Annotated in this window: 23 protein-coding genes and 1 pseudogene; 13 read left to right on the top strand and 11 right to left on the bottom strand. The window is 62.8% G+C overall.

Features of this window, described 5'->3' with window-relative positions; all coding sequences use genetic code 11:
* Window positions 1–37: 37 nt before the first annotated feature.
* The 3 genes from glaH (at window position 38) to ACREYQ_RS08455 (ending at window position 3,568) form a co-directional block, all read left to right on the top strand.
* Complete coding sequence (glaH, locus tag ACREYQ_RS08465; RefSeq protein ID WP_432260277.1) at window positions 38–967, top strand: glutarate dioxygenase GlaH; 930 nt, start codon at window positions 38–40, stop codon at window positions 965–967.
* A 63-nt stretch (window positions 968–1,030) separates the two neighbouring features.
* On the top strand, window positions 1,031–2,290 hold the full coding sequence (locus tag ACREYQ_RS08460) for an alpha-hydroxy acid oxidase (RefSeq protein WP_432260276.1): 1,260 nt from the start codon (window positions 1,031–1,033) through the stop codon (window positions 2,288–2,290).
* A gap of 282 nt (window positions 2,291–2,572) precedes the next feature.
* Window positions 2,573–3,568 (top strand): Bug family tripartite tricarboxylate transporter substrate binding protein, encoded by a 996-nt coding sequence (locus tag ACREYQ_RS08455; protein ID WP_432260275.1) that lies wholly within the window; start codon window positions 2,573–2,575, stop codon window positions 3,566–3,568.
* Window positions 3,569–3,668: 100 nt separating this feature from the next.
* Here the strand turns inward: ACREYQ_RS08455 and ACREYQ_RS08450 are convergent, their stop codons facing one another.
* Window positions 3,669–4,466 carry a TauD/TfdA dioxygenase family protein gene (locus tag ACREYQ_RS08450; protein WP_432260274.1) on the bottom strand — a complete coding sequence of 266 codons (798 nt, stop codon included), beginning with the start codon at window positions 4,464–4,466 and terminating at the stop codon, window positions 3,669–3,671.
* A 283-nt stretch (window positions 4,467–4,749) separates the two neighbouring features.
* Here ACREYQ_RS08450 and ACREYQ_RS08445 point away from each other — a divergent pair, with 283 nt between their 5' ends.
* Complete coding sequence (locus tag ACREYQ_RS08445; protein WP_432260273.1) at window positions 4,750–5,739, top strand: NADPH:quinone reductase; 990 nt, start codon at window positions 4,750–4,752, stop codon at window positions 5,737–5,739.
* A gap of 125 nt (window positions 5,740–5,864) precedes the next feature.
* Here ACREYQ_RS08445 and ACREYQ_RS08440 read toward each other — a convergent pair whose 3' ends face one another.
* Genes ACREYQ_RS08440 through ACREYQ_RS08425 form a run of 4 tightly spaced genes read right to left on the bottom strand, consistent with a single transcriptional unit; the run spans window position 5,865 to window position 7,337 of the window.
* Window positions 5,865–6,287, bottom strand: a complete 423-nt coding sequence (locus ACREYQ_RS08440) for an AMP-binding protein (protein ID WP_432260272.1) — start codon at window positions 6,285–6,287, stop codon at window positions 5,865–5,867.
* 45 nt (window positions 6,288–6,332) lie between these two features.
* Window positions 6,333–6,698, bottom strand: coding sequence for a hypothetical protein (locus ACREYQ_RS08435; RefSeq protein WP_432260271.1), 366 nt, complete (start codon window positions 6,696–6,698; stop codon window positions 6,333–6,335).
* Window positions 6,695–7,150, bottom strand: coding sequence for a hypothetical protein (locus tag ACREYQ_RS08430; RefSeq protein WP_432260270.1), 456 nt, complete (start codon window positions 7,148–7,150; stop codon window positions 6,695–6,697). Before ACREYQ_RS08430 ends, ACREYQ_RS08435 begins: the two co-directional genes overlap by 4 nt.
* A gap of 19 nt (window positions 7,151–7,169) precedes the next feature.
* Complete coding sequence (locus ACREYQ_RS08425) at window positions 7,170–7,337, bottom strand: zinc-binding dehydrogenase (RefSeq protein WP_432260269.1); 168 nt, start codon at window positions 7,335–7,337, stop codon at window positions 7,170–7,172.
* Window positions 7,338–7,767: 430 nt separating this feature from the next.
* On the opposite strand from ACREYQ_RS08425, the gene ACREYQ_RS08420 reads away from it, so the two are divergent.
* Together ACREYQ_RS08420 and ACREYQ_RS08415 are read left to right on the top strand one after the other, a co-directional pair.
* On the top strand, window positions 7,768–8,688 hold the full coding sequence (locus ACREYQ_RS08420) for an amidohydrolase family protein (protein ID WP_432260268.1): 921 nt from the start codon (window positions 7,768–7,770) through the stop codon (window positions 8,686–8,688).
* Between the two features lies 1 nt (window position 8,689).
* Window positions 8,690–9,694 (top strand): NADP-dependent oxidoreductase, encoded by a 1,005-nt coding sequence (locus ACREYQ_RS08415; protein WP_432260267.1) that lies wholly within the window; start codon window positions 8,690–8,692, stop codon window positions 9,692–9,694.
* A gap of 133 nt (window positions 9,695–9,827) precedes the next feature.
* Here ACREYQ_RS08415 and ACREYQ_RS08410 read toward each other — a convergent pair whose 3' ends face one another.
* Complete coding sequence (locus tag ACREYQ_RS08410; RefSeq protein ID WP_432260266.1) at window positions 9,828–10,841, bottom strand: zinc-dependent alcohol dehydrogenase family protein; 1,014 nt, start codon at window positions 10,839–10,841, stop codon at window positions 9,828–9,830.
* A gap of 211 nt (window positions 10,842–11,052) precedes the next feature.
* Here ACREYQ_RS08410 and ACREYQ_RS08405 point away from each other — a divergent pair, with 211 nt between their 5' ends.
* From ACREYQ_RS08405 to ACREYQ_RS08395, 3 genes are all read left to right on the top strand, one after another.
* Entirely contained in the window at window positions 11,053–12,033 is a 981-nt protein-coding gene (locus ACREYQ_RS08405; RefSeq protein WP_432260265.1) for a Bug family tripartite tricarboxylate transporter substrate binding protein, read from the top strand.
* A gap of 20 nt (window positions 12,034–12,053) precedes the next feature.
* Window positions 12,054–12,260 carry a hypothetical protein gene (locus ACREYQ_RS08400; RefSeq protein ID WP_432260264.1) on the top strand — a complete coding sequence of 69 codons (207 nt, stop codon included), beginning with the start codon at window positions 12,054–12,056 and terminating at the stop codon, window positions 12,258–12,260.
* A gap of 353 nt (window positions 12,261–12,613) precedes the next feature.
* Window positions 12,614–13,426: a GntR family transcriptional regulator gene (locus ACREYQ_RS08395; protein ID WP_432260263.1), complete on the top strand. Its 813-nt coding sequence runs from the start codon at window positions 12,614–12,616 to the stop codon at window positions 13,424–13,426.
* 16 nt (window positions 13,427–13,442) lie between these two features.
* Here the strand turns inward: ACREYQ_RS08395 and ACREYQ_RS08390 are convergent, their stop codons facing one another.
* Window positions 13,443–13,967, bottom strand: a complete 525-nt coding sequence (locus tag ACREYQ_RS08390) for a putative sulfate exporter family transporter (protein WP_432260262.1) — start codon at window positions 13,965–13,967, stop codon at window positions 13,443–13,445.
* Between ACREYQ_RS08390 and ACREYQ_RS08385 the strand changes: the two are divergent.
* Window positions 13,860–14,609 (top strand): annotated as a pseudogene (locus tag ACREYQ_RS08385) (TauD/TfdA dioxygenase family protein); the annotation flags it as partial. The gene ACREYQ_RS08390 and the pseudogene ACREYQ_RS08385 sit on opposite strands and share 108 nt — an antisense overlap.
* 228 nt (window positions 14,610–14,837) lie before the next feature.
* On the opposite strand, the gene ACREYQ_RS08380 reads toward ACREYQ_RS08385, so the two are convergent.
* On the bottom strand, window positions 14,838–16,430 hold the full coding sequence (locus ACREYQ_RS08380; RefSeq protein WP_432260261.1) for a SagB/ThcOx family dehydrogenase: 1,593 nt from the start codon (window positions 16,428–16,430) through the stop codon (window positions 14,838–14,840).
* 491 nt (window positions 16,431–16,921) lie between these two features.
* Window positions 16,922–18,142: a DUF2252 domain-containing protein gene (locus ACREYQ_RS08375; protein WP_432260260.1), complete on the bottom strand. Its 1,221-nt coding sequence runs from the start codon at window positions 18,140–18,142 to the stop codon at window positions 16,922–16,924.
* Window positions 18,143–18,583: 441 nt separating this feature from the next.
* On the opposite strand from ACREYQ_RS08375, the gene ACREYQ_RS08370 reads away from it, so the two are divergent.
* Window positions 18,584–18,835, top strand: coding sequence for a hypothetical protein (locus tag ACREYQ_RS08370; RefSeq protein WP_432260259.1), 252 nt, complete (start codon window positions 18,584–18,586; stop codon window positions 18,833–18,835).
* A gap of 31 nt (window positions 18,836–18,866) precedes the next feature.
* Here the strand turns inward: ACREYQ_RS08370 and ACREYQ_RS08365 are convergent, their stop codons facing one another.
* The gene (locus ACREYQ_RS08365; RefSeq protein ID WP_432260258.1) at window positions 18,867–19,046 is read right to left on the bottom strand and encodes a hypothetical protein; all 180 of its coding nucleotides are present in this window, start codon (window positions 19,044–19,046) and stop codon (window positions 18,867–18,869) included.
* 51 nt (window positions 19,047–19,097) lie between these two features.
* Entirely contained in the window at window positions 19,098–19,346 is a 249-nt protein-coding gene (locus ACREYQ_RS08360) for a hypothetical protein (protein WP_432260257.1), read from the bottom strand.
* Window positions 19,347–19,752: 406 nt separating this feature from the next.
* On the opposite strand from ACREYQ_RS08360, the gene ACREYQ_RS08355 reads away from it, so the two are divergent.
* Together ACREYQ_RS08355 and ACREYQ_RS08350 are read left to right on the top strand one after the other, a co-directional pair.
* Complete coding sequence (locus ACREYQ_RS08355) at window positions 19,753–20,058, top strand: DUF485 domain-containing protein (protein ID WP_432260256.1); 306 nt, start codon at window positions 19,753–19,755, stop codon at window positions 20,056–20,058.
* On the top strand, window positions 20,055–21,716 hold the full coding sequence (locus ACREYQ_RS08350; protein WP_432260255.1) for a cation acetate symporter: 1,662 nt from the start codon (window positions 20,055–20,057) through the stop codon (window positions 21,714–21,716). The genes ACREYQ_RS08355 and ACREYQ_RS08350 overlap by 4 nt, the downstream gene beginning before the upstream one ends.
* The last annotated feature ends 276 nt before the right edge of the window (window positions 21,717–21,992 follow it).

Genomic DNA, 21,992 nt, shown 5'->3' with positions numbered 1-21,992 from the left:
ATGAAATAGCGCCAGACCACATCCATGAGAGCAATCGATGAATGCCCCGCTTCCTGCCGCAGTGCTTGCCAGCCAAGACGAGTGCCGTTTCCAGTTGTCTGCCCACCCTGATCACCATCGCATCCAGCATGTCACCGTTGAGCGCAATGCGCTGCTTGGGTTCCTGCATGACGTACGCAGGGTCGATGTTCAGAACCTGGAGTACGTCCCCTTCATGCGCTACGAACTCGCGGACGTGCTCGCGAAGCATGTTGGCGAGGACTTCGCCACCGCCATCAACGAGATCGTGAAGGACCGGCAGCACGGTGGCTTTACTGTGGGCCTGCAGGGACTGACGACGGATGCCGACGATTTCGTTCGCTTCGGCACTGCCATCGGGCACCTGCTGGGGCCCAGCAACCACGATTCGATGTCGGGCACTTACTATGCTCGCTTCGTGGTCAAGCACACGGACAATAGCGACTCCTATTTGCGCCAGGCCTATCGACTCTTCACCATGCACACCGACGGCACCTTCGTTACCGAAGCGACGGACTGGCTGCTGATGATGAAGTTTGCGGAAGAGAATGCCATCGGCGGCGAGTCCAGGTTCCTGCATCTGGACGATTGGGAAGGGCGTGACCGGTTTGTCAGTCACCGTCTCGGGACGCAGCCTTTCCTCTACAAGGCGCCGGGGTCCAAGAATGTCAGCGACAAGGTCGAGCGCCCGCTCTTCTTCCAGAACGAGTTTGGGTTGTCGATGTCCTTCATCGATCAGTTTGTACAGCCTCGCAATCGCGAGGAGGCTGCATTCCTGAATGACCTGTCGACTTCCATGGAGGCGTCGCCGGGAACCAGGGAAGTGTCCCTGCCCGTCGGCGACCTGGTTGTCCTGAACAACTACTTCTACCTCCACGGGCGTGCGCCGTTCGAGAAGAATGAGGCCCTGTTCCGTGAGCTGATGCGCCAGCGCGGCACGTTTGCCTGACTATCAATGGGATCCGGCGTGGCTGACAGTGACAGCGGTTGGGCCTGACAGAAGCTTCAAATCATGATGACATCTCAAACCGAAGTTGCAGGGAGCCAGGCCGTTCCGAGCGCCGGAACACCTGCCAGGCCTGCCTATGGCGTCAACCGTCAGCTTCCTCGGCGACTGCGGCCGATCCTCTCGCTTGCCGATTTTGAAGTCGCGGCAAGGCGGGTGCTTCCGCGCCCGATCTTTGGCTATATTGCCGGCGCCGCGGAGGATGAAAAGTCGCTTGCCGCGAACAGGACCGCTTTCGATGAGGTCAGGTTTCGTCCCAAGGTCCTTGTCGACGTGTCGGGCAGGTCGCAGGCGACCGAGATCTTCGGGCAACGCTACGCTTCTCCCTTTGGCGTGGCGCCCGTTGGAATCAGTGCGATTGCCGCCTACCGCGGCGATGTGGTCCTCGCGCAAACGGCGCGCGAAGAGCGCATACCGGCAATCATGAGCGGCACCTCCCTGATTCCGATGGAAACCGTTCACGCAGCCGCGCCAGGCACGTGGTTTCAGGCGTACCTGCCGGGTGACGCCACACGCCGGGACGCGCTGATTGACCGGGTTGAAGCGGCGGGGTTCGCCACGCTGGTCCTGACGGTCGATATCCCCGTCTGGGCCAACCGGGAGAACAACGTCCGTACTGGCTTCTCCTTGCCCTTGCGGCCATCTGTGCGTCTGGCATTCGATGGCGCGACCCGGCCGCGCTGGCTGGCGGGGACCTTCGCCAGGACCCTCATTTCGAGCGGGATGCCGCATTTCGAGAATTCCTTTGCGTCTCGCGGCGCACCGATCCTGTCGGCCTCCGCCATTCGCGACACGACGGGGCGCGATCACCTGAGCTGGACGGATATCGAGCGAATCCGGCAACGATGGCGCGGCAACCTGGTCATAAAGGGCATATTGCATACGTCCGACGCCGAACGTGCTGTCGCCCTGGGCGCCGATGGCATCATTGTCTCGAATCACGGCGGGCGCCAGCTCGACGGCGCCGTGGAACCGCTGGCTGTGCTGCCGGAGATTTGTGAGGCCGTCGCGCACAAGACAACCGTCATGATGGACAGCGGTATCCGTCGCGGCGGCGATGTCCTGAAAGCATTGGCAATGGGCGCCCGCTTTGTCTTCCTGGGGCGGCCATTTATTTACGCTGCGGCCATTGGGGGAGCCGAAGGCGTTTGCCACGCCATCACGCTTTTGCGCGATGAGGTCGATCGAAACATGGCCATGCTCGGCGCGACGACCATCGCGGACGTGAACAATGCCGTCATCGTCCGGGGCAACAGAACCGGCTGAGGTGGGTAAGCCAACGCGGCCGCATGCCTGAGTGTGCAGCCTCGGCAGGGGCGGGGACAGGCACTCTCGGCGCGACCTGCAAGCGTCGCAGGCCCGCCGCCAGTAGCGGCACCAGGCGCGCCTGTTGCTTTTAGCCTTTGCGCAACTCCATATACGGTCCGCATGCAATCCTGCAGAACCCCGAATCGTGTTTTATTGATGTCGACAAAATATGACTATACTATTCATGTCGACATGAATATGTGCCGATGGACTTAGGTGTGAACTCACGCAGGAGGGGACATGGCGTCAGTCAGCAGACTTCTGGCATCGCTCTCACTAACGGTGGTTGCGCTGTGCGGCGGGTCGTCAAGCTTTGCCGGACCATTGAGCGGCAAGTGGCCGGAGCGACCGATCCACATGATCGTGCCGGCTTCAGCGGGTTCCGGATCGGATGTCATGGCAAGGGCGATGGCGCAACGCCTCGGGAGTGCCTTGGGGCAATCTGTCGTGGTTGAGAACAAAGCGGGCGCCAGCGGCATGATCGGCACCAACGCGGTCGTCAAGGCCCCTCCGGATGGCTACACGTTGCTGTACACGAATGCCTCGTTCGCGGTGGTTGCGCCTGCAGTCGTCAGGAGCATCACGTTCGATCCGACGCGCGATCTTTTGCCCATTGCACAGACTGCCGCAGGCGGCGTATTGCTCATCGTCAACAAGGACCTGCCTGTCACCAATTTGCGCGAACTGGTGGAATTGGTCAAGGCCAGCCCCGGGCAGTACACATACGGCACCTGGGCCACTGGCTCATCCGGAAACCTGATGATGGAGTGGCTAAAGGCAAAGACCGGCATGAAGATGAGCCACGTGGCCTATCGGTCCGTCCCGCAGTTGCTGGCGGAGATGTCAGCGGGCGTCTTGAAAATTGGCTGGGCGGATCCGGTCGCGCCATTGCCCTTGTTGCGTTCGGAGAGGATTCGTTGCATTGCCGTCAGCGGAAATGTCCGTGCCCCGCAGTTGCTGGACGTGCCGACAATGGGCGAGCAGGGATTCCGCTTCGATACGGTGGGGTGGTTCGGAATGTTCGCTCCGCCTGGCACCGATGCAGCCATCGTTGCCCGCCTGGCTGACGAGGTCAACAAGATTCAGGGCTCGGAGGATCTCAAGGCGTTGATGAAGAACATGAACTTTGAACCGCCTCCCATCAAGACTCAGAAGCAGTTCCGAGACGTCGTTGCTACGGACCTGAGCGTCTGGAAGCAGATTGCGGCGAGCTCGGATATCAAGATCGAGAACTGAGCGGCGTAGCGGTAGGCGACATTCAGGCGTTCGTCGGACAACTCAAAGGATGGGCGGTTCTGCGTGGCGGCAGTCCGCCCATTGGCTTGTTCTGAATTTCTTACATCGGAACTTCCCCCTTCAGCGTAACGCGATTGAGCACGCGCTCCTGGCTTCCGTAGTCATGCACGGCGTAGTGCATGGTGCAGCGGTTATCCCACATGACAACGTCGCCGCGGCTCCAGATGTGCCGATAGACATTGTCTGGCGTGGTGGAGTGCTGGTAAAGGTAGTTCAGCAGCGGACGGCTCTCTTCCATGGTCCACCCTTCGATCCCAAGCACGTTTTCCTCGTGGGCGATGTACAACGCCTTGCGTCCCGTTTCGGGATGCGTGCGCACAATCGGATGCACCGCCTGCGGTATGTCCTTTTCCGCGACCCCGAGCATGCGTCCGAGCCGCGTTCCGCGAAAGCGCAACCTCAATCCCTGGAGCGTCTCGCGCAGCCCGGGAGACAGCCGTTCGTAGGCGAGATACTGATTCGACCACATTGTGTCCCCACCGTGCGGCACGTGAACGGCGCTCAGGATCGAAACCTTCGGCGGCACTGCGGTGAAAGGGGCGTCATAGTGCCACGCTTCGGTGGATGCAGTCTCCTTCGGAATTCTGGTGATCTGTACCAGTTCCGGATAGCCGTCGAGAGGCTGAAGCATCGCGGTGACGACAGGCTCGCCCCAGCGCCTGGCAAAGGCCAGTTGTTCCCGGGGCTGAATGTGCTGTCCCCTGAAGACCAGCGTGCAATGGTCCAGGAATGCGCGCTGCAGAAGCTCGAACACCGCGTCGTCAAGCGGATCGTTCAGGTTGATGCCGTCGACCGATGCGCCGACGGAACCCGTGGTGGGCGTGATTTTCACAGCCATACACATCTCCTTGCCTGGTTTTGACTGCCCGTCCGGCGGGCGCTGACTGGACGCGTGGCGAGCCGAAGTTGCGTTCCCGGTTCAGGCAAGCATAGTCTATTTATGTCGACAAAAACAACAGTGGGTGTATAGTGGCGATGATCGGGACCGAGGTCGATTCACGGAACTGGGAGGAGACTCAGATGGAACGTCGGCAATCTGGACAGCGAGGGCGGGGTCAGTTCCTTCGTATTACAAGGCCTGGCCTGGCCGGTGCCTTGCGGTGTGGACGGAGGTGCTTGCCATGATGGCGGTCTGGTACGACCGGCAAGGGCCGGCGCCGGAGGTATTGCAGCACGGGGAATTGCCGACGCCGCAGCCAGGCCCCGGCGAGGTGCGTGTTCGCCTTTACGCCTCCGCGGTCAATCCCGCGGATGCCAACCGGCGCGCGGGACGCATGCACACCATGGAATTCCCGCGCATCGTTCCCCATAGCGACGGGGCGGGCATTATCGACGCCGTCGGGCCGGGCATTGATCCGCGCATGGTGGGTGCGCGAGTGTGGATCTGCTTTGCCCAGCGGGGCCGGCCGTTCGGGACGGCTGCGCAGTACGCCTGCGTGCCCCTGGAGCTGACGCAACCATTGCCTGAAGCGATCGGGTTCGCGCAGGGCGCTTGCCTGGGAATTCCCGGCCTGACCGCTTACTGCGGCCTGTTCCTCGCGGGGCCGATCTCGGAGAAGACCGTTCTTGTCACGGGGGCCGCCGGCGCGGTGGGGCATTACACCGTGCAACTCGCCAAATGGGCGGGCGCGCGCGTGATCGCGACGGTCAGTTCACCGGAGAAGAAGGCGCACGCCGAGCGTGGAGGGGCGGATACGGTCATCGACTACACCATGCCCGATGCAGCCGGGCGAATTCTCGATGCGACGGCAGGCAAGGGCATAGAGCACATCGTGGATGTGGATGCCATCGGGAACTTGGCATTGTGCCTGGAGGTGGCGGCAAACCACGCGCACTGGATCTCTTACGCCGCAGGCCCCGACACCAGCTACGCATTGCCGCTTGCCCGGCTGATACGCAAGAACATCAGCCTGCGCGGCCTGTATATGCCCGATATCGCTCCGTCGCTGCGCAGAGAGGCGCAGCAAGGGCTGACGCGATGGCTGGCCGAGGTTCCCGACGCTGTTCACGCCGTGCACAAGGTATTCCCGCTGCGGGAGACGGCATTGGCCCATATGGAAGTCGAGGCGCGCAGCAAGCTTGGTACGGTCGTGGTGAGCTGCGGGCATTGAGCCTGCGCAAAAGCTGCCGCGCTAGTGCGGCCGCCTCGGATATCCATGCGTCATCCCTGATCAATCGGCATTCGCCTGGCGCGCATGCATGAAATGTCGCTGGTAGCGCTCCCGCAGCGGACCTTTCAGCATCTTCCCGGTCGCCCCCAAAGGAATTTCGTCCACGAGAGGACTGTCGCTGTCTTGCCGATAGTATTGGTCAAGCACCCAAGGTCCTGCGCATGTTCAATGATCCAGGCAAGCTGGTCGGGATGAAGCCGGGGATTCAGCGTATGCAGCACGGCTCCCGATCCGGAAGCCGCGAAGTACAACTCCAGGTGCCGATAGCCGGTCCACGCCAGTGTCCCGGCCCGCTCGCCGGCGTCGACCCCAAGCTCGCGCAGCGCCTTGGCAAGGCGGCGGGACCGCGCTGCCATCTCGACAAAGGTATAGCGGTGGATGTCGCCTTCAGTGCGGCGCGAGACGATCTCCTGCTTGCCATGATGCCGCTCGGCATGCTGGAGCAGCGATGAGATCAGCAACGCTTGTTGCATCATTTGACCGAGCACGGATGCCTCCTCTGTCGTTTCGTCCTGATTGCCTGGGTTCCGGGCTCAGCCGGCACGGCGGGCCCGCTCGCCGATCTGCTGCAGCAGGGTCAATGCATGCCGTGCCGCCGCCCGTCCGCCCTCGACGTCTCCGCGGACGAAGAGCGGGCGCAGTTCCTCGATTTCCCCAAGGGCGCGCAGCAGGTCGGGCTCGACAATCGAGTATTTGCGCAAGGTGTTGACCACAAGCATGCTGGTATGGACGATGTCCTCGCCATGCTCCGACACGCCGTGCCGGTGGAGCGCATAGTTCGCCCAGTGGGTACCGGCAAGCATGGCGGCTTCGATCTGGATCTCCCAGTCGTGGTCGCGGCAGACCGCGAGCGAACGCTCGATACGTTCGGCAATGCGGCGATGCGATTCCGGATTCATCGCTGGCTCCCTTCGCAGTAGTGCTGCACGATCGATGTGACCTCGGCAAATGCGTGGTCGCACGCCCTGACAATCTCGGGCGTCGCCGCGACGCCCTTGCGGATGCAGGGATCCCGATATCGCTCGATGGCCTCGAGCGCGTGCTCCAGGGACCGGACCGGCGCCGGGATCTCGCCTGCAATCGGTGGCCAGCCCACGTGGCTGACATCGCCGGGGCCGCGCAGCGCCCTGGTGTAGCTTCCGTCTGCCTGGCGCACCATGTGCACGCCGGGGATGGTGGAGAACACCGGGTCGTCGCTGGTAAGTCCTGCCAGGTGCAGGCTGGCATTGAGCGCATTTGTGCCGGCGGTCAGTGTTGTCCAGAACCAGAGTTCGAAATCCTCCAGCGGATCGAAACGCTGGCGCAGGGCGCTGAGCCGCCGGAACTTGTCGAGGTGCGATGGCACTTGCATGATGGATGTGCTCCCATGATCAGGCCGAGGCCTGGTCGACAGTCAGAAGGATCTTGCCGATATGCTGGTCAGTCTCCATGTAGGCATGCGCCTGCGCGATAGCCTCAAGGGGGTAGCTGCTATCGACCGGCAGCGACAGACGGCCTGCGTTCAGGTGGGGCGCGAGGTCATTCGCGCATGCCTGCACGCAGGCAAGGCGTGTCGGCGCACCAGGATCTAGCCGGCGGCAGGGACGGGGGTCGGTACATCGTCGACCTGCAGAGTGCCACCTTGCGCTCCGGGAAACATGCGTACCGTTTTCATGCCTGTTCCTCCACTCGGTTGTTGACGTGCTGTCGTCACCTGCTTCGGCCGCATTGGGTACGGCCAGTGTAGCAGCCAAGAATAATTAATGTCGACATGTAAGTGGGTCGCGGCGAGACGGGCTTGCGGACAGGACGGCAGCCATGCCTGGCGATTGCCGGCGCGCATCGCCATTTCTCATGTGCAGTCTCTGCGTGTCTTTAGTGTATTTATGTCGACATAAATAAAACTAACGAGTATATTGGCCATACAGGCTTAGGGCGCCTGTCCGTTTCGCTCCCGCGAACCCACACACCGAGCAATGGAGACTGAACATGACCGATCCCCGCCTTGCCCGCCTCGCCGGTAAGATCATTGACTTCCGCCTGCGTCCGCCGACCGGGCCCTACCGTACGTTCTTTACGACCAATGTGGTCGGCGCGGTCAATCGCATCCTGGGGCAACCCGTACCCCGCTCCTACACCGTGAGCACTGAGCCCTATCCGCATTCGGAGGATCGCGCGCTGCGTGCGCTGATCAATGAAATGGATAGCGTGGGCGTGCGCATCGGCGTGATGAACGGCCGCCATTCCGTCAATCGTCCGGTGCCGGTGCATATCGAGGACACCGACCTGGCGGCGCTGACCAAGCGTACGGACAATCGCGTGCTGGGTCTTGCCGGCGTGGATTTCGACAAGCCGATGAACGAGATCCTGGAAGGGCTGGACACGGCAGTCAAGGAGCTTGGCCTGGTCGGCATTTGCGTTGAGCCGGGGCTGGCGCGCACGCCGATGTATGCCGACGACGAGAGGCTCTTTCCGTTCTACGAGAAGGTGGCGGAGTTGAAGGTGCCGCTGCTGTTCATGACCGGTCCGCTGGCCGGCCCGGATATCAGCCACACCGACCCGGTGCGGTTCGATCGCGTCGCGCGCCGCTACTCGACCATGCCGGTGGTGCTTGGGCACGGCTGCTACCCCTACGTGACCGAGGCGGTGTCGCTGGCGTTCAAGAGCGAAGTGACCGGGCTGATGAACGTGTTCCTGTCGCCTGACGTGTATATGTTTGCCCCGGGCGGCAGTGGTTACGTGGAAGGGCTGAACTGGCTGCCGAACCGGTTCATCTACGCCTCTGCGTATTCGTTCTGCGGCGTGGAAGAAGGGGTGCGCGAGACCCTCAAGCTGCCGATCCGGGACGAGGCGCTGGATGCTTACATGTATCGCAATGCCGAAGCGCTGCTGTGCGCCGTGGAGGCCTGAGATGACGGACCTCAATACGCAGATCGTGATGAAACGCCATCCCGCCGGGATGGTTTCGGAGGACGATTTCTCCGTCGTGCGGGCACCGCTGCCGACACTCCAGGAGGGGCAAGCGCTGGTGCGCAACCTGGTCCTGTCGCTGGACCCGTACATGCGCCCGCGCATGGATCCGCTGCGGTCCTACGCCGAGCCGCTCAAGCCAGGCGAACTGATGCCCGGCGGTACCGTTGGGGAAGTCGTGCAAAGCCGCGATCCTGGGCTGCCGCCGGGCACCCTGGTTGCGGCGCTGCTTGGCTGGCAATCGCACGGCGTGGTGACCAAGGCAACGGTGCGCGTGCTCGATCCGGGCATGAAGCAGCCGTCGGCGGCGTTGAGCGTGCTGGGCATGACCGGCGTGACCGCCCACTACGGCATCGTCAAGCTGGGCCAGCCCAAGCCGGGCGAGACGGTGGTCGTGACCGCGGCTTCGGGCGCCGTCGGCGGCATCGCCGGCCAGATCGCCAGGCTCAAAGGCTGCCGCGTGGTGGGCATCGCCGGCGGCCCGGAAAAGTGCCGCTACGTGGTCGAGGAGCTGGGCTTCGATGCCTGCGTCGACTATCGCGCGCCGGATTTTGAGGCGCAACTCGCCGCGGCCACGCCTGACTACGTGGACGTCCTGTTCGAGAACGTCGGCGGTCCCGTCATGGATGCGGTGCTGCAGCGGATCAACGATCACGCCCGCATCGCCCTGTGCGGCAACATCAGCCAGTACAACGCCAGGGAGCCCTACGGTCTGAAGGGGATGCGGCAGCTGTTGATGCATCGCGTCACGACCTATGCGTTCGTGATCGCTGATCACCGCGACTACTGGCCGACCGCACTGGCGGATCTGTCCGCCTGGCACCGGGACGGCAAGCTGCGTTTCAAGGAGGATATCGTGGAAGGGCTGGGCAACGCCCCCGCAGCCTTTATCCGGATGCTCACCGGCCGCAACTTCGGCAAGCAGCTGGTCCGGATCGCCGCCTGAGCGGATGCCGGCCGTCAGGTGATCGCGGCAATGTCAGCGGCGCTGCGATCACTGCCGGCGGTCAGCGTACCGCTGGTGCCAGCCGCCGCGCGACAAGCGGGCGCCGGCCAGCCAGTCCGGGAGAAACCGGCAATCAGATATCCAGCACGATCTTGCCGATGTGCTGATTCGATGCCTGGTAGCGAAAGGCGTCAGCGATCGCTTCCAGCGGAAAGTGCCGGTCAATCACCGGGTGGATGCCAGTGGCGTTCAGGGCTCGTACCATGTCAAGCTGGTGTTGGCGGCTCCCGACCAGCAGGCCTGTCAGTCGCAGATGCTTGCGCAGCAACTGGGTAACGGTGACCGGCGCGGTCGGGTTTCCCAGTGAGCCGATCACGGCGATATGTCCACCGACACGGGCTGCCGTCATCGATTGATCGAGCGTTGCCGCTCCGCCGACCTCGATAACATGGTCGACCCCGGCGCCGCTTGTCATCTCGCGCACCGCCTCGCCCCACTGCGCCGTCGAGCGATAGTTGATCAGGCAATCGGCGCCAAGCTGCCGCAGCCTGGCAAGTTTCTCGTTCGAGGACGAGGTGGCGATCACGCGCGCGCCGGCTGCCTTGGCGAATTGCAGGGCGAAGACCGATACGCCGCCGGTGCCCAGAACCAGCACGGTTTCGCCGGCCTTCAAGGCGCCGTCGACAAACAGTGCTCGCCATGCCGTCAGCCCGGCCGTGGTCAGCGTCGCGGCCTCGGCATGGCTGTATCCGTGCGGGGCGGGCGTGAAGTGGCTTGCAGGGAGCGTTATGGTTTCCCGCGCAAAGCCGTCGACGCCATCCCCGGGGACCGTGGCGAAATCGCACACGCGAGGTTCTCCGTCCAGCCAGGTCGGGAAGAAGGTGCTGACGACACGGTCGCCAACGGCAAATTCCTCCACGCCCGCGCCGACGGCTGTGACTTCCCCAGCGCCGTCAGCCATTGGAATGCGCCTGTCTTTCAATCCCCGACGGCCGGAAACCACGGCGTAATCATGGTAATTCAGCGAGCTTGCGCGAATACCGACGGTAATCTCGCCTTGTCTGGGAGCCGCGGCCGCGGCTTCCCCGACCACCATGCGATCGAGGCCGGCCGGTGGATCGAGATAAATGGCTTTCGATGCAGTCATGGCATTCCCTTGGTTGGTGACAACAAGTGCGAGGCAAGTTTAGCATCGGTAAATTATTAATGTCGACGAAGCACGGTGAAGACCGGAGCGACGGCCAAACAAATAGTGTCGACAAGAATAAAAGTGTGTACCATGGACGATACGTCGCGCCGGCTGTGAGCGTTGCCAGCGAGCAGCGCCGAGCACGCCGTACACCAAGGAGACCCCAGCCATGTTCGACGCGAGAAAATGCCTCGCCGCGCTATGCGCCATCTGGTTCGGCGCGGCTGCAGCGCAGGCCAGTGCAAATACCTATCCCGAGCGCCCGGTCCGACTGATCGTGCCATTCCCGGCCGGTAGCAGCATCGATACCGCGGCTCGGATACTGGCGCGGAACCTGACGCCGGCGCTTGGCCAGGCCATCGTGGTGGAGAACAAGCCAGGCGCTGGCGGCACCGTCGGCGCGGTCGCGGCGGCACATGCGGCACCTGATGGCTACACCATCTTCCTTGGCTCGGTGGCGCAGCTGATCGGCAAGGTGGCACAGCCGTCGGTGGCCTTCGATCCGTTGAAGGACTTTGCGCCGGTCTCGCTCACTTACCGGTCTGCTGCGATAGTCACCGTCAGTACGCAGGCCCCGGTCCAGTCGGTTGCCGATCTGGTGCGCTGGGCAAAGGGCAATCCCGGGGCACTGAACTATTACTCCGGAGGCGTAGGGACCGCGGCACATCTGCTTGGTGCGACCCTTTCCACCAAGGAGGGGGTGAAGACGGTGCACATACCGCTTCGCTCGGTGACCGACATGCTGCCGCAGCTAGGTGACAGGACGCCGCATTTCGCCTGCTTTATCGCACCGGCGGTGAGCCCCTATGTCGAATCCGGGCGCCTTCGGGCGCTGGCGGTATCGTCGCGCGAACGGCTGCAGCAACTGCCGGACGTGCCCACGTTGTATGAGATCTTCAAGGACGAGGACTTTGTCCAGGAGAGCTGGCTGGGCATCTGGGCGCCGGCGGGCACGCCGAAGCCGGTCATGCAGAAGCTGTTCACCGCGACGGAGCGCGCAGTCAATTCGGCTGACTTCAGGGACGCGATGCGTCGACAGGACCAGCAAGCGATCGCCAGCAGCAGCCCGGAAGCCTTTGCTTCGTACATGCGTGCGGAGTACGCCAAGTGGGAGCGGCTGGCCAATGTGGCGCAGCTCCCGCGCCAATAGCCAGGCAGGGAGGTAACAGCATGAAAGACCATCAGCGTGCCGGGGAGGGTGCCAGTTTCCGTCGCCGCCTGGGCCGGACTGTCTGTCACGGATACTCCTGGCTTGCCGGGTTCCTGAGCTACGCGACCACGGCGATGCTGCTGACCGACCTGATGGCGTGGGACAGCGATGGCAAGATCGTGCGCCACTACCTGCAACAGGGCGAGGCACCCGCAGCCGACGAGTGAGCCGGGTGTGCAAAGCACAAAGGGCGGGCAGGGCGGCGTCGGCCGGGGTCCTGCCGCCAGCACGTCGGCGCCTTGCCGAACTGCGCAGCGAACCACCTGATAGTCCCCAGCCTGGCGTCGCCAGCCCCGACGATCCGCTGGCGACGCTCTGCTCCACGACCGCCGACGTCGCCCGAACGCCATCAAGACCACGCCATGCCGGATCCGCGCCCCGCGGACGGACCCTATGCGCCATGTGTCGGCCAGCCCGGTGCGCAACGTGAGGTAAGATCTTGGGGGCCGCGCTCACCGCACGGCAGCGCCCCGTGGCGCCGGCGCCAGACCTGTTCGCAACCCTCGGAAGGACCCCGTTCATGGGCAGACTCAAGACTACCAATACGCCTGAACTGCAGGCTCTACTGACGCAGCAGTCGCCGCAGAATCCGGTCACGCTGGCGGTCGAGCAGGCGCTTATGCATGGCCGCGACTGGTCGGCATCGGTGGCCGAGCAGATCGCGGTGCGGCTGGCGGGCCTGATCGCGATCGACGTGATCCACGCCGGCCAGCGCCTGCTGGAGAAGGACATCAGCGACGTCCTGGAGGTCAGCCGTGCCCCCGTGCGGGAGGCCCTTCGCATCCTGGAGCGCGAACGGCTGATCGAATTCCGCGCGCGCCGCGGCGCCATTGTCACGGAGCCGAATGCGCAGGACCTGCGGGATATCTACGTGGTACGCGACGCGATGTTCGCCATCCTGCTGCGGCAGCTGATGGAAGAGCGCCCCGAGGCGCTCGATGCCCTGTTCGAAGCATTCATGCCGCAGGTCACCAAGGCGTTGGAGGATTCCGCCGTGGATGCCTATACCAGCGTGACGTTCCTGGCGAACATGGCGATGGCGGACCTGTCGAGCAACGGGCTGGTCGGCGATCTGCTCAATTCGCTCTCGCTGCGGACCCTGCGCTATGTGCGGCTCGGGCTCGCGTCCAATCCTGGTTTGCTCGAGAATTCAGTCAAGACCTGGCGCGCGTTGCAGCGCGCCGTGGCCAAGCGCGACATCGACGCGGTCCTGCAGACCGCGCGCAAGCGCATTGAAAGCTCCCGCGATGCCGCCATTCGCGCGCTGCCTCGCGCGGAGCCGAAAGGCAAGAGCACCGCGTCGGGCCGCGGCGCATCGGCCAAGGCCGCCTGAGCGGCGGCCGCGCCCGCTATAGCGCGCCGGTCAGCTTCTGCATCAGCAGGCTGCTGGCGGCGACGCTCACCCAGAACAGCAGGCCCAGCAGCAGCGGCCGCCATCCGGCGCGCCTGAGCCGCGCGATATCCGTGCTCAGCCCGATTGCCGTGAGCGCGCCGACGATCAGCAGCGGCGCGACCAGCCGCACCGCGTCGTTGAGCGGGGCAGGCAGCCATCGGTTGGTGGCGGAGGCGGCCACGAACATGACGATGAACCAGGGCACGCTGCGGCGGATCGAGCCGTTCGCGCGTTCGCGCCGGTACAGCATCGCGATCACCACGACCACCGGTACGATCATCATCGCGCGCGTCAGCTTGACGATGGTGGCATATTCACCCGCGGTGGCGTTCCAGGCATAGGCCGCGGCGACGACCGAAGACGTGTCGTTTAGATCAAGGCCTTGCTGCTGCAGCACCGGGTGCTGTTCTTCCGCGACCAGGACTTGACCCGTGCCGAGCACGTAGCCTTTGCGCGCCGCTTCGGCGAACTGGAAGACCATCCGGTGGTGGGCAGCGACCCCGAGCATCCGGGGCTGGTGCAGATTTATCGGTCCGACGAAAAGCAGCCTTATGAGAACAACTACCACACCGACGGACTGTGGCGGCCGAATCCGCCGATGGGGGCGGTGCTGCGCTGCGTCGAGTGCCCGAAGGAGGGCGGCGATACCATCTGGGTGAACATGGTCGAGGCCTACCGGCGCTTGTCGGAAGAGGTCAAGCAGCGCATTGCCGGCTTGCGCGCGAAGAGCAGCATCGAACATTCGTTCGGCGCGGCCATGGCGCCCGAAGAGCGCGAGCGGCTTGCCACGGCCAATCCGCAGGTTGAGCATCCGGTGGTGCGCACCCCCCCGGAGACCGGCGAGAAGATTCTTTACGTCGGCAGCTTCACCACGCATTTCGTGAACTACCACACCGTCGCAAACGTGCGCTACGGCCAGGACAAGAACCCTGGCGCGAGCCTGCTGCTGAACTACCTGCTGAGCCAGGCTGCGATCCCCGAGTTCCAGGTTCGCTTTCGCTGGCGGCCGAACAGTGTGGCAGTCTGGGACAACCGGGCCACGCAGCATTATGCAGTGATGGACTACTGGCCGGCGCCGCGCAAGATGGATCGCGCCGCGATCATCGGGGACAGGCCCTATTGAGCGAACTCGTTGCGCCCCGATACGTGTGCGGTCAACGTTCAGCAGGGAGACAGGAGACCCAGGAGGGCGGGCGACGGACAAGTCCGGCGCCGGCCAAAGGTTGGTGCAAAGCGGGCTGCGCTCCGGCCGACCGGCCGGCGCGCATTGGGGATCAGGGCTGCCGGCCTGAGCACGAATACTGAACGGCTGTTTTCGGCGAGATTGACTGACCTGCTTCGTGCCGGTGCATTACTCCTGATGCTGTGCAGATGCCGACAGGCGCTGATCAATCATGGCGCCGCCGACGGTAAAGTGATACAGGCTTTGCCAAGCGTGGTCCTTGATTCCGAGCATCGCGTGCATTTCATCATCGAAAAAGCAGCCAATCCCCGTTGCGCGCGCTCCGGCAGCTTCGGCTTCAAGATATAGCGCCTGGCCGACCATGCCGCATTCCCAGAAAAGATGGCGATAACGCCAGGGTTCCTTCAGGGCGATCTTGAAGTTCGCGAGCATCCCCAGCGCAAAGCACGAATCGGCGGCAATATCCTGGTGACAGCAGATCAACTTTGCCACCGCGCGCAGATCGTAAGGCAGCAGCAAATAGAGGGGCAGATGGTCCGGCCCAGTCCTTTGCCACAGCCATTCCGGGCGCATAGCCTGCTTGAGGCCTGGCAGCGCTCCAGGGTCCCTCACTAGCAAATACAGGCCCGGCTCCAGCCCGTCCACGCGGTGCACCAATAGCGCCGGATGCACCGCGACAGGGGACAGCAGGGCATTCCACGGTGCCGTGTCGCGACGTACCAACAGGCACGCCATCATGGTGAAAAAGGCCGCAGTGGTGATGTGCGTCGTCCCATCGAAACTCGTAGCGCTGCGGCGCTGCCGGGCGATCTGGGCAAAGCTCAGATCGAGGGCGGGCGTCGCAGACCACAGGCGCGGCTCCGGACTTGGCGAGGTCGGCTCGCGCGTACGAGACTTGTGCGTGGTGCGATGGATCGAATCGATATCCGGCCACGTCTCATGTCCCGCGCTTAGCTGATTCGCGAATCCGTGCCAGTGTGCCTTATCCAAAGCCGCCCACAGGCGCTCTGGTTCAGGCGGTGCGTCAGGATTGCCGATCCAAAGCAGGACATCCGGTACCTCTGGTTCGGCTGCTCCGAAATCCTCGCTGCGGTTCAATCCAAGCAATGCGGCTAACGCATCGTCCGCAGCCGTCTCCACCAGCCGCGTCTGCCAGCCGAGGGCCGCCGCCGCGTAACTTACTGCGGCGATGGCATGCCCGCAGTCATGCTGGCAGTAGCGCCAGGCACGCATTCCGTACTTCCACGCCTCGCGCCAGTGGATCGAGCTGAGCCCGACCAGGACACCACCGTCCGAAAATGTCTCGGTCCATCGCGGATCATCCACTGCAGCGCGATGTTCAAGCACGTGGTCGCGGCTCAGGTAATGGTAGACCCCGCCAGACAAGCCAGGCAGCGCTGGACACAGAAGATAGCCCTCGGTCGGATGCAGATTCCCACTCGATGGGTTGCAGCGCAGTGCCCACCGCTGGGCGCCGTAGGATTTCCACGCCGACAGGCCGAGTGAGAGTTCGAACAGGACTGCCAGGGTACGAAGACTGAATCCCTGCGCGGGCGGAAGCGTGCCGGAGCGCAGCTCGTTGTAGCGTGGGGCCAGGGTGTCCGCGGCGAGCGGCAGAGCAATCCGCGGTGTGCCGTGAAACACCCGGAACGGGTCTGGCTGGGTTGCCCAGTCGAGTCCTGGGGGACCAGGGGCATAGCTGTCGACACGATGCTTGCTGCGTTCGTGATATTCAAGCAACGCCTGCGATAATCGGCCCATGTTCCTTCAGTCCATGAATACCCGCCGCACCCCGCTACCACGCGCTATGCTCGTCTTGGGGCATTGGGAGATAGCATACATCGCGTTACCGAGTAGCTTGGGTTCGAACTCGAGGTCGGCTTATCGAGCTTTCCCTAATTCGCGACAGTGCAAAAACAACCACAGTCATTCCCGCGCAGGCGGGAATCCAGCGTCTTTGAAGTCACTGGGTTCCCGCCTGCGCGGGAACGACAAGCAAGAAGCGTTGTCGTGAATTTCGGAAACATCAATAGTAAGCACTTCCAAGGACATGTTCGATACCTGGTGCACGCTTGACACCCACTCGACGCGTCCCCCATCCGTGATGCCAGGTGCCGACCGGGATCACGCCGTCAATGACGGGTGGCCCGACCTGCACCCGGCGCAATTCCAGAGAGTTGGGCCCCCGTTCCGAGATCCCCGCAAAACGCAGGCAACGCTGGCCTGATGGCTGCCTGTATGGCTTATGGCTACTACGCCGCTCCGAGCGCAAATTTCCGGCAGTGCTCCAAGTAACCCACTTCGTGGCCTGCAATCAAATCAACAACGCTCGACCAAAGCCAGGATGGCGCATCGAGTTTCTTGGAGCGGTTTGCAGCCAACTCGGTGAGCCACAAACGCTGGGTTTCGATATCCATCTGTCTTGCGTGGGCCCGACCAACCACCTCACCCAGGAACATGGCTACTCGTCCGGCTTCATCCTGCGTAAGGGATTCAATTTCGAGCTTTAGGTCTTGTGGTAGCAGCTCGCGAAGGAAAACCGATTTGCCCAAAATCTGTGCGGGCAACATTCTGTCGCCCAATGATGGTGAAAGATGTCTCGCGCCTTCCAAAACGCGTTCGCCATTCCCTCTCGGCATCGCGGGTTTAGGGTATCTCGGTGCTGCGGCCTTGATTGCCTCTTTGATATCAACCAGACAAAGCCCTGGTGCCGAGGCATTGTCGCCGCCCACCTCAAGCAAGACTGCGAAGCGGAGGCGTCCGAGTGAGCTACATCCCTTGACCCAGTAAGCAGCGTCGACGATGTTCACATGTACCCCCTCGTCGCGGGAAGTCAGCAGGGTCGCCAGGTGGGAAATCTCTCGGCGTTCAAAGAGCGAATGGATTGCCGCCTTTTCTTCGCTCGAAAGGGGCCAAAACCGCTTTCCTAGAGGGATTGTCGGTGTAGTGTCTTTGAGGCGCTCATTGGCGAGGTCCCTCCATTCTCTGCCCAAGGCCTGGCGCATTACCGTCCGCACTGCCGCCGGCCTGCGCGAAATGATTCCCGCAACCGTATCTGGATTATTGAATGCGCTCTGATAGCCAACGATTAGATTCTCCATCATGCGCGCAGTGATGATGCCGGGCAAATCGGACCCCCGCGCCGCGGTTGCCAGCGAAAGCGCTAGTCGGATGATGTCGTGAGCCGGATTGCCTATGACGGTCTGGTCGAGGTCCCGGATGTCAATCTCTACACCTCCTTGCATGTTTGCCACAGGGCCCAAATTTCCCAGGTGACAGTCTCCGCAGATCCAAATTGCTGGCCCTTCCGGAAGCGTATGTGGCTGCTTGTCTTGCAGCCACTCATAAAATTTTTTCGTGTTACCGCGTACATAGGCGTGGGCAGAGCGCGCCATCTTCAGGTTCCTGCAGTTTGCGAGATGCGTTTGGCGAGCGTCGGGAGCAGGAAGGTCGAGCTTCTTAGAAGAGGACATAGCTATTGCCAAGCAAGGTCGAGCTCCAATTCTAACGCTTGGGACTACTCGTCTACCGTGATGTAGCGTGCAGGGAAGGCTCAGTCGTAAGAAGTCCGGGCAAGTTTACAAGCATGCACGGGACTGGTTCATCGGACCAGGCGAATTTCAGCCGGTACCATCGGTCGTCGAGCTCGAGCAGCATGATAGCCATGGAGCACTCCTGGCAAATGAACTTGGCAGGGAGCCTGTCGCCCGGCGGGACGCTGCCACAGCAGACGAGCTGAATGGGGTGATCACGGGTTCGCAGAAATCTGCCATGCCGCGTGTCACCCTACGCTTCGCTAGAATAGGCGCATCGATCGAGTTGACACTCGAGTGTTCGGATTGCGGGGGGAAGAGGATCGTGGTGATGCCCTTGCGATCGGTTTTCCTGTGCCCCCATGTGAAGTGAAGTTGAAAATGACAAAGACGAAAATCTCGATCATGGCATTCGTGCTTGCCGCCGTCAGTTCGTTGGCGCATGCGAGCCTGGCCACGGATGCCCGGGCCTTCAAAGATGGCGTCAAGACAGCAGGGAAGAAGACCGGGCATGCCGTGCGCGATGCCGCGCACGCGGTAGGCCGTGGTGCGAAGGAGGCCGGCCACACCGTGGCTGACGCAACCAGGCACGGCTATCACGCGACGAAGCGGGCAGTGAAAGGTCACGAATAGAGGTCGCCACCCGCTAACGCCCCGGGGAGGTTCATGCGTGCAAGCGTGCCAGCGCCGCCCGGTAGCATGAGTGCCGGCAGGCGCTGTGCCTGAATGCGCCGAGCGGTCCCGTTTCAGGACTGCCTTCAAACGTGCTGGTCTCACTGATGAGGAACGCCGCGGCGAGCGCGGCGGCGATTACGCCGAAGGCGTAGACGTGCCTGGTGTTCATGGCTGGCTTTCCTGAGAGAGCGATAGCTTTCGCGACAGGGACTCTTTCTGGTCAGAGTGGCACTACCTTGGGCGACTCAGGCGAAAACGGCGGGCCGTACAAGGCAGGTGGCCGGTAGCCCCCTGCAAGCCCCGGAAGCTCGCGTAGCAGCCGTGCCAGTCCCGGCGGGAGGCCAGGGTCGGGATTCAGGATGGTCAGCGGCTCGTAATCCATATAGCCCTTGCCGCCAGCCAGGGCGGCCCTGGCGGCGTGGTCCAGTTCGCGCACCTGTGGCAGGTTGCTGATGGTCAGCGTAGACATGTGCATCTCCTTGCGTCGTGGTGGACGGGCGAACGGCGGGTGGCGCGTTCGTCTTTCACTACGCACTGGCCGTGCCATGGGACAACGGCACGTGGAGTGCACCGAAAAGCGCAGGATCGGCGCAAACAGACGGGGGGTGGCCAACACCCGGAGAGAAGCGTTGGGCCCGGCCGAACGGGCGGCGAATCCGTCCTTCACATGCACGGCCTGCGCGTTTACCCCGGCGCGATTCAATTCACCGTGTAAGTCGTGGGTAAGGGGCGCCGTTTACCTTGTCAGCACGGACTTCGGATGACGCCCACGCACATTCGCCTGTCGCCGCAGAGCGCTTGCGGGACAACGATCGCGTCGGGCAACGCACCGGCTGCATCCGGCAACGCCAGGACATGAACGGCAGGAGACAGAGATGAATGAAGATCTGGTCGCAAGACTGAAGGCAAATCCCCGATATCACGAGCTTGTCCGCAAGCGCTCAAGGCTTGGATGGTCGCTGACCGCGATCATGCTTGTTATCTACTACGGCTATGTCCTGCTGATTGCCTTCGACAAGGAACTGCTTGCCACGAAGCTGGGAAGTGGCGTGATGACGTGGGGCATGCCGATCGGCCTGTTTGTGATCGCTTTTACCATCGCCATCACCGGTTTCTATGTACGCCATGCCAACGACTCGTACGACAAGCTGACCGAGCAGATCAAGCGGGAGGTGGCATGAAAGCGAATCACGCAATCGTTGCCTGCGCGGCGCTGCTTCTGTCAGGGGCCTCGCTCGCGGCCGGTGGAGACCTTGGGCAGGCGGTGCGGCAGCCGACCAACTGGACCGCAATCGGGATGTTCGTCGTGTTTGTCATTGGCACGCTGTTCATTACCAAGTGGGCGGCATCGAAGACCAAGTCGGCTGCGGCCTTTTACACGGGCGGAGGCGGCATCACCGGCTTCCAGAACGGCCTGGCGATTGCCGGCGACTACATGTCGGCGGCGTCGTTTCTCGGCATTTCGGCGGCAGTCTTCACCAATGGTTATGACGGGCTGATCTATTCCATTGGCTTTCTGGTCGGCTGGCCGATCGTCACCTTCCTGATGGCGGAGCGGCTGCGCAACCTTGGCCGGTTCACGTTCGCCGACGTTGCGGCATACCGCTTCAAACAGGGGCCGATGCGCGCGTTTGCGGCGTCGGGCACGCTCGTGGTGGTTGCCTTTTACCTGATTGCGCAGATGGTGGGTGCCGGGCAACTGATCAAGCTGCTGTTCGGGCTGGAGTACTGGATCGCGGTGGTCATCGTCGGCACGCTCATGATGGTGTACGTCCTGTTCGGCGGCATGACCGCAACCACGTGGGTACAGATCATCAAGGCCTGCCTGCTGCTGGGCGGAGCGTCGTTCATGGCCTTCATGGTGCTGGCCCAGTTCCACTTCAGCCCTGAGGCCCTGTTTGCGAAAGCCGTCGAGGTGCACGCCAAGAAGGACTCCATCATGAGTCCCGGCAACTTCATCAAGGACCCGATCTCGGCCATCTCGTTTGGCATCGCACTGATGTTCGGCACGGCGGGCCTGCCGCACATCCTGATGCGCTTCTTCACCGTGCCCAACGCCAAGGAGGCGCGCAAGTCGGTGTTCTGGGCGACCACCTGGATCGGCTACTTCTACATCCTGACCTTTATCATCGGCTTCGGCGCGATCGTGCTGGTAGGAACGAACGCGAGCTTCCAGGACGGGAGCGGCAAGCTGCTTGGCGGCGTCAATATGGCGGCGGTGCATCTTGCCAGTGCGGTCGGCGGCAATGTATTTCTCGGCTTTATCTCGGCGGTGGCGTTTGCAACCATCCTGGCCGTCGTCGCCGGCCTGACGCTTGCCGGCGCATCGGCCGTCTCGCACGATCTCTATGCCACGGTGTTCAAGCATGGCAATGCAAGCAGCCGCGACGAACTGCGGGTATCGCGGATCACGACCGTCGTCCTCGGCCTGGTCGCAGTGGTGCTCGGCATCGTCTTCGAGAAGCAGAACATTGCGTTCATGGTGTCGCTTGCCTTCGCCGTTGCAGCCTCGGCCAACTTCCCGGTGCTGTTCATGTCGGTGCTATGGAAGGGCTGCACCACGCGCGGCGCGACCATAGGCGGGTTCCTGGGGCTGTTGTCGGCGGTGATTCTCACCATCCTGTCGCAGGCGGTCTGGGTCGACGTGTTCCACTTCAAGAGCGCGCCGTTCCCCTATACGTCCCCGGCATTGTTTTCGATGACGATCGGCTTCCTCGGCATCTGGCTGGTCTCGATCACCGACAAGTCGGCCAGGGCGCGCGTGGACAAGGCTGGCTTTGAAGCGCAGGAGCTGCGCTCCGAAACAGGGATCGGGGCAGTGGAGGCAGCGGGCCATTGATGGCGGCCACGGCGTCGTGGCAATCCCGTTCAGGAGCTACGTGCGGCGCGCAGTTTTGCGCGCCGCACGTGCGTCAACTACCTTGTTTCCTGTATGCGAGCCGCCTTGAAGTCCGTATGACAGGGACCCCGGGCGGCGTATCCGCCCGATTGAGAAACGCTGGATCATCGGCTTCATGGCCTCGGCCACCAGAGTGTGAGACATTGGAGTCCCGACAACGGCACCTCATCCGACCTGCCAGGGGCGCGCGAGGTGGACGATTGGCGTTGTTGTGCC

The organism is Cupriavidus sp. TMH.W2, assembly GCF_050847365.1.
Taxonomy (GTDB): domain Bacteria; phylum Pseudomonadota; class Gammaproteobacteria; order Burkholderiales; family Burkholderiaceae; genus Cupriavidus.
The sequence above is the reverse complement of the archived record's forward strand: the minus strand, read 5'-3'. Positions and strand labels throughout refer to the sequence as shown.